Here is a 15,139-nt window from a genome sequence, read left to right on the forward strand (position 1 = left end):
ATTTAAGGGGGATAAAAGTATGAAAATCTTAAAAATTTAAAGACTTTATTTTCTCAGTAAAGAAAAATGACCTTTTCTTTGAATCGTTTTTCCTTGGGTATCTGTAAGTTCTATATTAAACCAATAATCAGAAGAAGGAAGTGTTTTTCCATTGTATAAACCATCCCATCCAACATCATCTATATTTATTTCTGTAATTATTTTTCCAAATCTATCAAAAATGTGAATGTTACTTTTAGGGTAGAAAGTAGCACTTATGCCTTTTACATTCCATACATCATTATTTCCATCACCATTAGGTGTGAAAAAATCAGGGAATTCTAATATAGAAACTTCTAATTGAGCTAAACCACAATTATTTTTATCTCTAACCAAAATAGTATAAATACCACCAGTTAAATTTTCAAAAAAAGGAGTGTCTTGAAAGTCTCTAACAAACATATTATTTTCATTTTGCAGAGCGAATTCATAATCACCAATTCCTAAGTTATTAGCATCGTTGTTAATTGTAATAGAATTATTTGTAGAATCGTCTACAATGGTTACATCATCTTCTTGAATACTGGCGATAATAGATTCATTTACAATAATCTCTTTAGATTTTCTACATAGGGTGGTAGAATTAATTGCTGTAACTTCGTAAGTTCCTCCTTGAGTAATGTTTAATTGTTCTGAATTAGAGGTGGTTAATAAAGTACCGTTTCTTCTCCATTCATATGTGTAAGCTCCGTTAGGCATTTCAGCTTCAATAAAAGATGGATTGTTTAAACATACAATTTGTGGAGTTGTAACTTCAAATTCTGGTACGGGAAGTACTCTAATAAAAAACTCACCAATACCAGTACAATCATTATTAATTTTATTAACGATTTTTACATAGATAGTTTGTTGTGTATTCGCAGGTATTGCTGTGTTTCTATAATTAGTTGGGTCCGAAATTTGATTGATAACAGCATTTCTATCTGCTGGAGTTTCGAAGAATAAAATATCTAAATCATTTCTAATCGTAGGATCAAATAGTAATTTGATATCATTTATCGCAGGAGATAAATCAAAGTTTGTAATTCCGTCCGTATCGTCATTATTTGCAGAATTATTCCCAGCAGCATCCAAGAAATCATCACAAGCAGTAAGTTCTTCATTATAAGCTACATCTCCCGCAAAAGAAACGGTTATGTTTAATCTGGAAATTCTATAACAGCCATTGTTAGTTATGGTTCGTACCCAAACACTATCCCCATTATTCGTTGCATAATTTATAGGGTCCGTTATTACGGCTGTATCATTAATAGCATCATTCTCTGTTGGATAATATTGAAATGTTTCATTGACATTATTATTAGAAATAGAGATTTGTGCTTGAGTTAAGTTTATTGTTGTTATTGAACCTACACTGGTGCCACATTGATTGATTTGAGCAGGATTGTTAATAATAACAGGTAATGGGTTTACAACTAAATTGAAAGGTTGAAAAGTTGTTGATGTAGGAGTAGATACTATAGAACAGTTTACATTATTTACATTTTCAATTCTTACATAAATAGTTTGTTGATTAGCTGTTGTATTTCGGTAAGGAGTATTTTTATCAATAGCATCTGTAGTATTATCAGTCTGCGCACCAATTAATGTGGTATGATAAGAAACATTATATTGAGTAGGTGATAAGCTTCCTAATATTTCTGCATCTTTAGTAGATAAAATAAAATTGTTGAAAAAACCATCTGTATCTCCGCCGTTCATCATATCATCACATGCTAAATAATTGGTTGGAGTACTAGCTGTTGGTGAACTAGAAACAATTACATCAAAAGAGCTATCCGCTGTACAGTTTTGAGCGGTAATATTTCTTTTTCGTACATAAATAGTATTGCTAGAACCAGTAATAGTAAAGTTATTTGGGCTAGTAATTTGATTGGTATATGCAGAATCTAAGTAGTATAATACTTCAAAATCAGTATTACTTTGTCCATTTAAAACATCACTGTTTTTAATAGTAAGATCTACAACATTAGTATCGCAAACTTCTATATTAGGAATACTAGGAATAGGTGTAGGTGCATCAGAAAATTCTAATATAATATCATCGCTTGAAGTACAGCCTCCACCATTGTCAATTTCGCAAGTATACGTTCCATTTCCAAGGTTTGCTAAATAAGATTGGCTCGTGGCTCCAGCTATTTCTACACCATCTTTAAACCATTTATAACTTGAACCAGGAATATTGGCTGTTAATAAAGTTTCTGTACCACAAACAGAGTTGTTCCCAGCAATTGTTGCATCTGGACCTAAATCAAGACCTAGGTTAAAACTACCTTTTTCTAGAAAAACCGCTGTATCAAATTGATTATCTCCAAAGTCGGCAATAACTAATTTAATATGGTAAGTTTCATTAGGAATTACATCTGCTTCAGCAGTTAATACAACTGTTCTACCAATAAAACTTGTTTCTGTAACATCACTACCATGGAAAAAAACTTCATTCTGAGGAGCGCATCCAGCAGCTCCAGTCACTGGATCTGCAGCTATTTGGCCATGAACATTTGTAACACTTACGGGAGTAGTAGTGCCAGGTAAAGTAGCGATATTTTCATAATTAGTGTCTGTAACTCTTCTTAGTAAGAAAGCAAAACTATCTGCAAAAACACAAGGGAAAGTCCCTTGATATTCTTGAGAAGCCATTATATATCGAAAACTAATTTTATTAGTTTGTGGAACAAAATCAAACTCAATAGAACTTGCATCTGTAACTTGGTTTGGTGGTACACTTAACAAATTGCTTAAATCACTATCTGTGGTTCCTGTTGATGGTGAATCTAGCCCAGCTGATCCCATTCCTATTCGACGTGCTATTCCTGTTGTTAATACGATTCCTTCTTCAAAAGGGAAGTTACTACCAGCTAACCGTTTAAAATAACCATAACTTTTTGTGTCAGCTTGGTTAGGGGTTCCGTTTACTGAAGATGATATGTTTGAAACAGTAGAACATTGTCCTGTAATTAAGATATCATTTATTAATTGATCAGGGCTAAAGTTTGTTTCTGCTGTTGAAGGAGGGTTTACATCAACTTGTGCATTTACAGGGATAAGTATGCTTAAAAATAAGCATATAAATAAGGGTTTAAGTTTTAACATTAATTTAAAAATTACTAATAATTCTCAACATTTATATAAAGATGCTTGCATCTTTAATTTTTAATTATTTAATAGTTTATTAGGGGACGAAAACTATTTTTTATTGATAAAAAAGAAAGTAATTTTATTATTACTTTCTTAGTAGGGAGAAATGACCATTTCTATTAATGGTTTTTCCTTGATTATCTGTAAGTTCTATATTAAACCAATAATCTGAAGAAGGAAGTGTTTTACCATTATATAATCCATCCCATCCAACGCCATCTATGGCTATTTCTGTAATTATTTTTCCATATCTATCAAAAATATGAATACTACTTTTTGGGTAAAAAGTAGTACTAGCTCCTTTTACATTCCATACATCATTATTCCCGTCACCATTTGGGGTAAAGAATTTAGGGAATTCTAACACAGAAACTTCTAATTGTGCGATACCACAATTATTTTTATCTCTAACTAAAATAGTATATACACCTCCCTCTAAGTTCTCGAAGAAAGGTGTGTCCTGAAAATCTCTAACTATTGTGCTGTTTTCATTTTGTAGAGCAAATTCATAATCACCAATTCCTAGATTATTAGCATTATTATTAATTGTAATAGAATTATTGGGAGAATCATCTACAATGGTTACATCATCATCTTGTATACTTGCTATAATAGATTCGTTTACGATAATCTCTTTAGATCGTTTGCATAGAGTAGAGGTATTGATTGCGGTAACTTCATAAGTACCTCCTTGGGTAATGTTTAATTGCTCAGAATTAGATGTAGTTAATAATGTTCCATTTCTTCTCCATTCATAATTATAAATACCGTTAGGCATTTCTACTTCAATAAAAGAAGGGTTATTTAAACATACAATTTGCGGAGTTGTTACTTCAAATTCGGGTAATGGAAGTACTCTAATAAAGAATTCCCCTAATCCAGTACAGTCGTTATTAATCTTATTAATAATTTTTACAAAAATAGTTTGTTGTGTACTAGCAGGTAAAGCAGTGTTTCTATAATTAGTAGGATCAGAAATTTGATTGATAACAGCATTTCGATCTGTTTCTGATTCGAAGAGTAAAATATCTAAATCGTTTCTGATTGATGGATCAAATAGTAACTTAATATCATCTATAGCAGAAGACAAATCAAAGTTTGCAATTCCATCAGTATCATCATTATTAATAGAATTATTTCCGTCAGCATCTAAAAAATCATCACAAGTTGTAAATTCTTGGTTGTATGCTACGTCACCTGCAAAAGAAACGGTTATGTTTAATCTAGAAATTCTGTAACAGCCATTATTGGTTATGGTTCGTACCCAAACACTATCTCCATTAGTAGTAACATAATTTATTGGGTCAGTTATTACTGCTGTATCATTAATAGCATCATTCTCTGTTGGATAATATTGAAACGTTTCGTTTGCATTATTATCAGAAATAGAGATTTGTGCTTGAGTTAAATTTATAGTTGTTATTGAACCTACACTGGTGCCACATTGATTGATTTGAGCTGGATTATTAGCTATAACAGGTAGTGAGTTAACTATTAAATCAAAAGGTTGAAAAGTTGTTGATATAGGGTCTGAAACCGTATTACAATTTGTATTATCTACATTTTCAATTCTAACATATATGGTCTGTTGATTAACAGTTGTATTTCTATATGGTGTATTTTTATCAATAACATCTGTCGTGTTATCAGTTTGCGCACCTGTTAATGTAGTATGATACGAAACATTATATTGGGTAGGAGATAGGCTTCCTAAAATTTCAGAGTCTTTAGTAGCCAAAATAAAGTTATTGAAAAAACCATCGGTATCTCCACCGTTTGCAACATCATCACATACTGAATAATTTGTAGGTTGTGATGGAACAGGCAAACCTGTAATGGCTAAATTAAATTGTGTTAAATCATAACAAGCATTAGGAGCGCTCCGGTTATTTATCCTTACATAAATATCTTGATTGATAAAAGGAATTGTATTTGTATAGGGACTAGCTATAGCATTGGCTATAATATTATTTTGAGCATCGTTTAAATTATCAAAAAATAGTACCTCAAAAATACTTGGATCTTGTGAGCCTAAAACTATTGGAGCAATATCGGTTTGTAGATCGAATGTATTAATTCCATCTCCATCAATATCACAAAAATTAATATCTGAAACTGGATTTGCAGTAGCAGGTTCGAAGACACTGATGTTAAACAGTCCTTCAAATCGAGTTATATTACCACAAGTATCAGTTAAAGAAATAATTAATGTATAAGTTCCATTATCGTTGGTTGTTAGGTTATTTAGTGTTAGAGTGGGCTGATTAGATATTGTGGTAGTTGTAGTACCGTTATTAAATGTCCACTCATAAGAAGAAACAGTGCCTGAAACTGTTTCAGGTGAGATAGTTACTGAAGTCCCTCTGCAATATTGTATATTCTGATTATTTAATACTTGAGAAGTAGCATTGTCAATAATATTAATAGGTAGTAATAAAGAAGATATAAATGGAGGTAAACCTTGGGTAGCAATTCTTCCATTTAAATCTATGGCATCCTCGGTATAAATTAATTGAGCATTATTTTCATTAGGGTTTTCAATAATATCTAAAAAAGAATTACCTGGAATGGAAGCGTAAATTTTTCCATCAGGTCCTAACTGTAGACCACCTCTAAAAAAGCCACGTTTTGATATTACAGGATTAATGCTCGCAGGAATATTAGTACTAGTTAAGTCAAATTGATGTATATTAAAAGTGGCATTAAGACCGTCAAAAGTAGAAGCGTATAAATTGTTTGATAATTGAGAAAACGCTATACCATATACAGACTCTCCCGTAACATTGGAAGAGAATAGCACTTGGGAGGAAGTTCCATTTACTTGTCCTGTAGCATTATCAAATTCAAATAATCGTAAAGAACCATTAGCATTGAAATCAGCAAAGGCTAAATAGCGACCATCTGGAGAGGCTTGTAAATATCCTCGTTTATCAACAGCAGTAAAATTAGCATTACTTTTAACTACATTTATTGTATCTACACCAGCAGTTGTTACTTTGTAAGCATAAAATGTATTTTGAACAAATGAAATAACCCAGAAGGCATTACATTCTTGTGCCTTTACAGCAGCCACTTTTTCAGACCAAAATTGACTTATATCTGTTCCTGTATCAGGATCTATAGCTAAATTAACAGGACCGTCTATAATTTCACCAAGCCCACCACGTTGCGCCATATCTATAGTATAATAATTGAACCCTGGATTTGGTAAAATCCCAGGAGGAACAAAATCGGTACCTACAGTGAATAAATAATAGATAGTATCTGAACCAGGTTTTGGAATAATCATACCAGATTGTGTACTCGTTGGATTTCCTTTTAAATTATTACCAGGAGTACCATCAGTATACAACATTACTGAATGATCTTTAGCATAAATTGTTATTCCATCTGTATAAAAAAGTAAATTTCCGTCTTGATCAGAAAATGAAGAACAACCTTCATCGGTGTTCAATTGCCCGTCAGTTAGGGCTGTAGGAGGTGATGTGTTAAAGTCTATACCTGCATTTTGCCCAAAATACCAAACGTTGGCTTGTTTTTGAGAAAATGCAGCGATAGACACAAATATAAATACGATTAATATCTGTTTTCTCATGCGGGATTTTAGTTGAATCCCCGAAAATAGTGAAAATTACTTATAAGTCTCTCTTTTTTAACAAACTGTACGAAAGGTAAATAAAAATGAAAGTCCAAGCAGAAACAATAACAATATCTAGGATATTTACAGAGTAATCTTTTACAAAGTTTTCTCCTATTTGTTTAGCTACAGATTTTACAGCTCCTAAACGAGTAACTGGCTCTTTAATAAGGTTTGACATGGCTTCCAATGGGAAGAATTGCATAATTTTATTAGCTTCTGCTGTTGCGCCTCCTCTTAAATCTTTGAAGGTCCATATTAGATATCCTTTAAAAAGACTTTCGATTATTAACCAAACAATCATTCCTGCAACTGCAAAAGCTGATCTTTTAATTAAAATACCTAAGAAAAGCCCGAAAGAGAAAAAACCAACTAATTTGATGAAAAATGCAAATAAATATTCTAGATCTGAAAAGATGATCGTGAATTCGTTAAAATCAGAATAAATGAGTCCTAAAATTAAGGAAACAAAGAAGACAAATACTGTTGAAATAGCTGCAAATGCAACTACGGTATAGAATTTAGATAAGATAAATTCTTTTTTGCTTAAACCATCGATTAGATTTTGTTTTAAAGTTTTGTAACTATATTCATTAGCCATCATAGATACAATAACTAATAAAAGAAAAAACTTTAAAGTGGCTGCAACATAAGTATTAAAATGCCAGATGTAAGGAAAATTGAAAATCCCCTGTTCAGCTAGATGAAATTTAATAGGACCAATATCAAACTTGATAGCAGCAATTAACGCTATAGAAGTTAGTAATCCGAAATAAATAATGGATAGAACTCTACTGGCTCTATTATATCTTAGTTTATGAAATTCAATATTTAAAAGACGTAACATAGTGTAATTTTTTTGTTTAGTTATTAGTAAGGTTTAAGAATTGTTCTTCTAAGCTAGGTTTACGCATAACTAAATGAGAAGCGATGATCCCATTTTCAAATAAGTATTTATTGATTTGTGCAGCTGAAGTCTCGTTTTCTAGGCGAGCAATAACAGTATTATCCTCAACATTAACAGTTGCAATATCATAATAGTTTTTAAGTGTATTGACTAATTGCTCTTGGTCTCCATCTGTTTTAACTTCTATGATGCCATTAGAAGCAATCATGTTTTCAACTTTTCCACTATATAACTTAATCCCATTTCTAATAACAACTACATGACTACATACTTTTTCTACTTCGTCTAGTAAGTGAGAGGCCAATAAGATTGTTGTACCATTCTTTGCTATTTCCTTAATAATTTGTCGAATCTCATGAATTCCTTGTGGGTCTAAACCATTTGTAGGTTCGTCTAAAATTAGAATTTCAGGATTGTTTAATAATGCAGAAGCAATAGCAAGACGTTGCTTCATACCTAAAGAATAGGTCTTAAATTTACTATGTCTTCTATCGTATAAGTTAACGGTTTTAAGCTTTTCTTTAATATTACTATGAGGAACTCCTTTTATTTTACAGATCAATTCTAAGTTTTGAACAGCTGTCATATATGGGTAAAAATTAGGACGCTCTATTATAGCGCCAACTCTTTTAAGAGCTTCATGTGTAGACATAGTTCCTCCAAACCAAGAAAACTCTCCAGAAGTTTTATTAACAACATTCAGGATAATTCCTAAAGTGGTAGACTTACCACTTCCGTTTGGACCTAAAATTCCGTATACATTGCCTTTTTCTATATCAAAGGAAAGATTATTAACTGCATGTACTCGACCGTATTTTTTGTCGAGATTTTTAATAGATAAAATGGTATCCAAGATTATAAATGTTTAGTCGATTTCTTATACGACGAACAAGATACCAAAATGTTACGAGATTTTTAGGCGCTTGATTTTTAACTTTTTATTAAAAGTCTAGTTAGTAGTTGTCAAGGTCTAAGCTATCTAAATCTTCAAAATCATTAAACATGTCATTAAATTCATCATCAAAATCATTTGATACTTTATCAGATTCAAAGATTTTATCGGGTGCTTCCTTAGGAATATCTCCAACAGTTAGAATAACTTTAGTTTCAGGAGTAATTTTATTAGACATTTCTATAATCTCCACGTAAAAAGTCCACATATGTAAGAAATCGTATACATATATTAACTTATCATTTTGATTAGGAAGTAATTCTTTTATAATACAAGAACTCATAGAAAGTTCTTCACCGGCTTCAGCCATATTGAATAAAGGAATTTCAACTCCTTGATTCCACTCATGATCACTTTTATAAAAAGAGGCCATTTCTTTTCCGTCAAAACCAAATGCTTTAGCAATATCGAAATGAAGTTTCTCTAAAGATAAATTCTCATTTACAATAATGGTTCTGATAACATCTTCCTCTACATCTAATATGGCGCGAACTTTATACATATCTAATTTTTAGTGACTACAAAAATACGTATTTTTACTCCTCATTTATGTATTTATCAATTTTATTGAATGTTCATGGAAAAACTAGAAGTTTTAAAGAAGTTTAACTCGTATAATAACAACACATTAATGGAAACATTAGAGATTGAATTTGTTGATATAGGAGATGATTTCTTAGTTGCTAAAATGCCAGTAAATTCAAGAGTGCATCAGCCATATGGTATTTTACATGGAGGAGCCACGGCTGCATTAGCAGAAACAGTTGGAAGTTCTGCATCTATGTTTTTTTTGAAAACAAATGATAAAATTGTAAAAGGAATAGAATTAAGTATTAATCACTTAAAAAGTAAAAGAGAAGGTGTAGTATACGCTACAGCCAGACCAATTCATAGAGGTAGAACGACACACTTATGGGAAGTAAAAGTTACTGATGAAGAGGAAAATTTGATCTCTATATGTAAGCTCACAAATATTATATTAGATAAAAAATAATAAATCGTGCTCAAAAAAATATTGAAAGTGATTTTCGCATTAATCTTCTTACTTCTTATTGGAGTATACATTGCATTTAGAACATTTACAGCTCCAAAATCAGATGCTGATATTTTAAAAGCCTATACAAAAAGTGTAGAAAAACCTATATTAACTAAAGAGCGTTTTGAAGGGTTAGATTTTAGAAAAATAGCAATACAAAAAGATACTACATTGCCTACATTAGTATTTGTACATGGAACTATTGGTTCTATAAATGATTTTTCTAAATACCTTTCGGATAGCGTATTGCAGTCTAAAGCAAATATGATAGCCTATGATAGAATTGGGTATAATTATGATGATAAAAATAGTGTAAGAGAAAGTATTGCTTTTGAACGTAATATGCTAGAATATATAATTAAAGATTTAGATAAGAATAAAGTAATATTAGTAGGGTATTCTTACGGAGGTCCTATTGCACTATCAGTAAAAGAAAAAGTAAGAAAAATAATATTGTTAGCTCCAGCTGTACATAGTAGCGTAGAGCCAATGCCTTGGATGCTGAATTTTTATAAATGGTCTTTAACAAGATGGTTGGTTCCTAAAGTATGGAAAGAGGCATCTAAAGAAAAACTTTCCCATAGAGAAGATTTGAAAAATTTTGAACAAACATGGCAAGAAACACCAAATAAAGTCGTAGATATTCATGGAACAACTGATTGGATAGTACCATATGAAAATTCGAAAATGCTAGAAGAACAGTTTCCAAAAGATCAGTTTGAATTGGTTGATGTGCCGAACGCTGGACATGGTTTAGTTTGGTCGAATTTTGGCTTTATAAAAGAAGAATTATTAAAAAACTTACATTGAAAATATTTCAAGATATTATAAGTTCTTTATCAAAAGAACTACCATTTGTTGTTTACAAAACTCCAAACACAAATAAATTAAAAGGTTTTTTTCAGCATACTAATGAAAAATATTATACAAAGAGTTATCAAGAATCAGGATTTGTTTTTGCTCCTTTTGATAGTAATAAGGATACTATATTAATACCTATAAATAAAGCCACTTATGTAAAAGAAGAAGTAGCTTTTACAGGTGTTGATTTAAATTCTGTAGATTTCCCTTTAAATGAAAAAGGAAAAGAGAAGCATATTACGTTGGTTAAAAAGGGTGTAAATGCTATTAAGGAAGGAAGTTTTGAGAAAGTAGTACTATCCAGAAAAGAAATTATTTCCCTAGAAAAACTTGAGGTTGTCGAGATATTACAAAAGTTAATTGTAAAATACCCAACGGCTTTTGTTTATGTTTGGTACCACCCCACTATAGGAATGTGGTTAGGAGCCACGCCTGAAACATTGATGTCAATTGAAGGAGAAAGTTTTAAAACAATGTCATTGGCAGGAACTCAAGTTTTTAAGGAGGGTAATGAAGTTGTTTGGGAACCAAAAGAAATAGAAGAACAAGAGATTGTAACTAGGTATATAAAAAAGAAATTGGATCCTATTTGTAATGAATTGCAAATTCATGATTTGGAAACTATTCAAATAGGAAACCTATTGCATCTTAGGACTACTATTACAGGAAGGTTTTTAGATAGTATAGCTAACCTGATTAATGTATTGCATCCAACACCAGCAGTTTGTGGATTTCCAAAAGAAAAGTCTAAACAATTTATTATAGAGAAAGAAGGATATGATCGTAGTTTTTATACAGGATTTTTAGGAGAATTAAATCTTGAAAGTGATCAAGAGGTATACACAAATTTGTATGTGAACTTACGTTGTATGGAGGTAGAAAATTCTAAAGTTTCTATATATGTTGGTGGAGGAATAACAAAAGATAGCGATGAAGTAAAAGAATGGGAAGAAACGGTTGCTAAGTCTAAAGCAATGAAAAGCATTATTACATAAAAATAAAAAACCACTTAGTAAGCTAAAAGCTTATTAAGCGGTTTTTACATTGTGTAAATTGAATTTGAATTAAAGTCTTATATATCGTCAAAAGAAACATCTGTAAAGCTCTCAGTTGTTTGCTCTGCAAAAGTTGTTTCTTCTTGCTTTTTAAAATCTTTTTGATGACGCTCACTAATTACTTCGCTACCTTTTTGATCGATGATAAAATCCGTAGCTTTATTTAGCATCTCTTTGAAGTCGCTAAAATCTTCTTTATATAAATAGATTTTATGCTTTTGATAATGGAAAGATCCATCATCATGAGTAAATTTCTTACTCTCAGTTACAGTTAAGTAATAGTCATCTGCTTTTGTCGCTCTAACGTCAAAAAAATACGTTCTTCTTCCTGCTCTTAATACCTGTGAAAAGATTTCTTCTTGTTCAACTCTCTCGCTCATAATTCGAATCTTAGTAAATAGTAGTTTATTTCATTTTTTCGTAAACAAATCTAACAAAATATTTTACTTGTACACATAAAACTCTAAATTTCTTTTTCTAAAAGTTGTTGTTCGTACAAGTTTTTATAAATACCTCCCTTTGTTATTAGTTGATTGTGAGTTCCTTGTTCAACGATTTTTCCTTCGTCTAAAACAATAATTTTATCAGCATTTTTTGCTGAAGAAACACGGTGACTAATAATGAAAGTAGTTTTTCCTTGAGAAATTCTTTCTAAATTAGATAAAATTTGCTCCTCTGTTTCAGTATCTACAGCAGATAAGCAATCGTCAAAAATTAAAATCCTAGGATCTTTAATAATAGCTCTAGCAATAGAAGTTCGTTGTTTTTGTCCACCCGATAAAGTAACGCCACGTTCTCCTAATATAGTTTGATACCCATCTGTAAAACCAATAATATTATCGTGAATAACAGCATTCTTAGCTGCAGCAATAATTTCTTCTTGTGTAGCATCGTTTTTACCAAACTTAATATTATTTTCAATAGAATCAGAGAATAAGAACGGGTCTTGAGGAACAAAACCGATTTGGTCTCTCACAGCGTATAAATTCAATTCTTTAATAGGAATGTCATCTATTAGAACGGCTCCTCCAGTAGCGTCATACATTCTCGTAATCATATTAACAATAGAAGATTTACCACTACCTGTTTTACCCATAATTGCTAATGTTTCTCCTTCTTCAACAGTAAAACTTATTCCTTTTAAAGCAGTAATATGAGTATCATCATAAGTTAAAGATACATTGTCAAAAGTAACTTTACCTTTAATATGAGTATCAGCAGTAGAGTTGTTTTTAATTTCAGGAACTTGCTCTAAAAACTCATTAATACGTGCTTGAGATGCTTCTGCCTGTTGTACAATAGAAGTAACCCAACCAACAACAGCAACAGGCCATGTAAGAATATTTACATATAAAATAAACTCAGCAATAACTCCTATCTGAATTTCACCAGCAATGTATTGCATTCCTCCAATGTATAAAACTAAAATATTACTAATTCCAATTAATAAAATCATTAAAGGGAAGAATAATGCCTGCACTTTTGAAAGTTCAATATTTTTCTCTTTTGCTTCATCTGCCAGCTGATAAAAATCGTTATAAACAGACTTCTCTATAGCATAAGATTTTACAACATTAATACCAGAAAAGAACTCTTGATTAAAAGTTGTTAGTTTAGATAAATATTGTTGAACAATGGTTGTTTTTTTATTGATTTCTTTACTTAAATAGAAGATAGAAATAGAAAGTATAGGGAATGGAATTAGGGTATACATAGTTAGTGTAGGATCTGTTTCCATCATTTTTGTAAAACCTATCGCAAAAAGTACTACCATGTTTAAAGAATACATAATAGCTGGACCGAAATACATACGTACTTTTGAAACATCTTCAGAAATACGGCTCATTAAATCTCCAGTTCTATTCTTTTTATAAAAGTTTACAGATAGATGTTGGTATTGCTGATAAATTTCATTTTTCAAATCAAACTCAATTAATCGAGAAACTACAATAATAGTTTGACGCATTAAAAAAGTGAAAAAACCAGCCAATAAAGTCACACCAATAATAATGAGTACATTTATTAATAATTCATGTTTTACAACATCTAGATCTGTTTCCTTTCCTTTAACATAATCTTCTACAATATTTAAGGAATTTTTAATTATTTCAGGAATTTTTAGCGATAAGAGTTTCGATAAAATAGTAATGACAACTCCTACAAATAATCGCCATTTATATTTAATAAAGTACTTGTTAAGGTATTGTAATGCTTTCAAATTTTTAAAATACGTTAAAAGAATTATTTTTTGTTTTTAATGAAACAGAAAACGTTTTCTTGTTGTAAATTCTTCAATTTAAGAGTCTTTTTTTGTTTTGTAATTGCGAAATTCATATTTTTGCCACCTGAAATTTGAAGAATAATAATTTTATCTTCATTAAAAACAAACAACATATGATGTCGGAAATTATTGATACTAAAGACCTTAAAAACGATCCTGTTTTTGGACAACTATCTTTCGATGGTCATGAGCAAATTGTATTTTGCAATGACGAAGATACAGGATTAAAAGCAATTATTGGTATTCATAACACAACTTTAGGACCTGCTTTAGGAGGAACTAGAATGTGGCAATATAAAACGGAATGGGATGCATTAAATGATGTATTACGTTTGTCTCGTGGAATGACCTATAAATCTGCAATAACAGGCTTAAATTTAGGTGGAGGTAAAGCCGTAATTATTGGAGATGCAAAAACGCAAAAGAACGATGCGTTAATGCGTAAATTTGGAGAGTTTGTTAATTCTTTAAGTGGAAAATATATTACTGCGGAAGATGTTGGTATGGAAACTCGTGATATGGATATTATCAGAGAAGTAACACCACACGTAACAGGTGTTTCTGAAGCAATTGGAGGTTCTGGAAATCCTTCTCCTGTAACTGCTTATGGAGTTTATATGGGGATGAAAGCAGCTGCTAAATACAAGTTTGGTTCTGATAATTTAGAAGGAAAAAAAGTATTAGTGCAAGGTGTTGGTCATGTTGGAGAAACATTAGTAAAACACATTACTGATGAAGGAGCTCAAGTAATTTTAAATGATATCAACGAAGCTCGTTTAGAAGAGTTAAGTAAAAAATACAATGCAAATGTTGTTTTAGGAAACGATATTTATGGATTAGACATAGATATCTACGCACCATGTGCTTTAGGAGCAACAGTAAATGACGATAGTATTGCTCAACTAAAAGCAAAAGTAATTGCAGGAGCAGCAAACAACCAATTAGCTAACGAAGCTAGACATGGTAAAATGTTACAAGAAAAAGGAATTGCTTATGCACCAGATTTCTTAATTAATGCTGGAGGAATTATTAATGTATATGCAGAAGTAGTAGGATATAACAAAGAAGAGAGCATTAAGAGAACAGAAAATATCTACAATACTACTTTAGAAATTTTCGATTTAGCAGAAAAGGAGAATATAACTACACACCGAGCTGCATTTAACATTGCACAAGGAAGAATAGATGCTCGTAAAAAAGAGCAAAATAGCTAGACTGAATCAATAAAAATTA

At 31.1% G+C, this 15,139-nt stretch carries 11 protein-coding genes; 4 read left to right on the forward strand and 7 right to left on the reverse strand.

Features of this window, described 5'->3' with window-relative positions; translation table 11 throughout:
- Positions 1–45 precede the first annotated feature (45 nt).
- From ACKTTC_RS13845 to ACKTTC_RS13865, 5 genes are all read right to left on the reverse strand, one after another.
- Positions 46–3,132 carry a choice-of-anchor L domain-containing protein gene (locus ACKTTC_RS13845; RefSeq protein ID WP_408040431.1) on the reverse strand — a complete coding sequence of 1,029 codons (3,087 nt, stop codon included), beginning with the start codon at positions 3,130–3,132 and terminating at the stop codon, positions 46–48.
- Positions 3,133–3,262: 130 nt separating this feature from the next.
- Positions 3,263–6,772, reverse strand: coding sequence for a T9SS type B sorting domain-containing protein (locus ACKTTC_RS13850; RefSeq protein ID WP_408040432.1), 3,510 nt, complete (start codon positions 6,770–6,772; stop codon positions 3,263–3,265).
- Positions 6,773–6,812: 40 nt separating this feature from the next.
- Positions 6,813–7,661, reverse strand: coding sequence for an ABC transporter permease (locus tag ACKTTC_RS13855; protein WP_408040433.1), 849 nt, complete (start codon positions 7,659–7,661; stop codon positions 6,813–6,815).
- Positions 7,662–7,677: 16 nt separating this feature from the next.
- The gene (locus ACKTTC_RS13860; RefSeq protein WP_408040434.1) at positions 7,678–8,574 is read right to left on the reverse strand and encodes an ABC transporter ATP-binding protein; all 897 of its coding nucleotides are present in this window, start codon (positions 8,572–8,574) and stop codon (positions 7,678–7,680) included.
- Between the two features lie 100 nt (positions 8,575–8,674).
- Complete coding sequence (locus ACKTTC_RS13865) at positions 8,675–9,175, reverse strand: IS1096 element passenger TnpR family protein (protein WP_408040435.1); 501 nt, start codon at positions 9,173–9,175, stop codon at positions 8,675–8,677.
- Between the two features lie 75 nt (positions 9,176–9,250).
- On the opposite strand from ACKTTC_RS13865, the gene ACKTTC_RS13870 reads away from it, so the two are divergent.
- Genes ACKTTC_RS13870 through ACKTTC_RS13880 form a run of 3 tightly spaced genes read left to right on the forward strand, consistent with a single transcriptional unit; the run spans position 9,251 to position 11,565 of the window.
- On the forward strand, positions 9,251–9,667 hold the full coding sequence (locus tag ACKTTC_RS13870; RefSeq protein WP_408040436.1) for a PaaI family thioesterase: 417 nt from the start codon (positions 9,251–9,253) through the stop codon (positions 9,665–9,667).
- 27 nt (positions 9,668–9,694) lie between these two features.
- A complete protein-coding gene (locus ACKTTC_RS13875) occupies positions 9,695–10,519 on the forward strand; it encodes an alpha/beta fold hydrolase (RefSeq protein ID WP_408040437.1) in 825 nt (274 codons plus the stop codon).
- Complete coding sequence (locus tag ACKTTC_RS13880; RefSeq protein WP_408040438.1) at positions 10,516–11,565, forward strand: chorismate-binding protein; 1,050 nt, start codon at positions 10,516–10,518, stop codon at positions 11,563–11,565. Before ACKTTC_RS13875 ends, ACKTTC_RS13880 begins: the two co-directional genes overlap by 4 nt.
- Positions 11,566–11,642: 77 nt before the next feature.
- Here the strand turns inward: ACKTTC_RS13880 and ACKTTC_RS13885 are convergent, their stop codons facing one another.
- Positions 11,643–12,005, reverse strand: a complete 363-nt coding sequence (locus ACKTTC_RS13885; RefSeq protein WP_408040439.1) for a PUR family DNA/RNA-binding protein — start codon at positions 12,003–12,005, stop codon at positions 11,643–11,645.
- Positions 12,006–12,088: 83 nt separating this feature from the next.
- Positions 12,089–13,843, reverse strand: a complete 1,755-nt coding sequence (locus tag ACKTTC_RS13890; protein ID WP_408040440.1) for an ABC transporter ATP-binding protein — start codon at positions 13,841–13,843, stop codon at positions 12,089–12,091.
- Positions 13,844–14,019: 176 nt separating this feature from the next.
- On the opposite strand from ACKTTC_RS13890, the gene ACKTTC_RS13895 reads away from it, so the two are divergent.
- Positions 14,020–15,120 carry a Glu/Leu/Phe/Val family dehydrogenase gene (locus tag ACKTTC_RS13895; protein WP_408040441.1) on the forward strand — a complete coding sequence of 367 codons (1,101 nt, stop codon included), beginning with the start codon at positions 14,020–14,022 and terminating at the stop codon, positions 15,118–15,120.
- The last annotated feature ends 19 nt before the right edge of the window (positions 15,121–15,139 follow it).

It is taken from the genome of Tenacibaculum amylolyticum, from assembly GCF_964511145.1.
Taxonomy (GTDB): Bacteria; Bacteroidota; Bacteroidia; order Flavobacteriales; family Flavobacteriaceae; genus Polaribacter; species Polaribacter amylolyticum.

What these genes read in the sequence shown, in the direction of transcription:
- ACKTTC_RS13845 (WP_408040431.1), bottom strand. Translation starts at nt 3,132, where the DNA reads ATGTTAAAACTTAAACCCTTATTTATATGCTTATTTTTAAGCATACTT.
- ACKTTC_RS13850 (WP_408040432.1), bottom strand. Translation starts at nt 6,772, where the DNA reads ATGAGAAAACAGATATTAATCGTATTTATATTTGTGTCTATCGCTGCA.
- ACKTTC_RS13855 (WP_408040433.1), bottom strand. Translation starts at nt 7,661, where the DNA reads ATGTTACGTCTTTTAAATATTGAATTTCATAAACTAAGATATAATAGA.
- ACKTTC_RS13865 (WP_408040435.1), bottom strand. Translation starts at nt 9,175, where the DNA reads ATGTATAAAGTTCGCGCCATATTAGATGTAGAGGAAGATGTTATCAGA.
- ACKTTC_RS13870 (WP_408040436.1), top strand. Translation starts at nt 9,251, where the DNA reads ATGGAAAAACTAGAAGTTTTAAAGAAGTTTAACTCGTATAATAACAAC.
- ACKTTC_RS13885 (WP_408040439.1), bottom strand. Translation starts at nt 12,005, where the DNA reads ATGAGCGAGAGAGTTGAACAAGAAGAAATCTTTTCACAGGTATTAAGA.
- ACKTTC_RS13895 (WP_408040441.1), top strand. Translation starts at nt 14,020, where the DNA reads ATGATGTCGGAAATTATTGATACTAAAGACCTTAAAAACGATCCTGTT.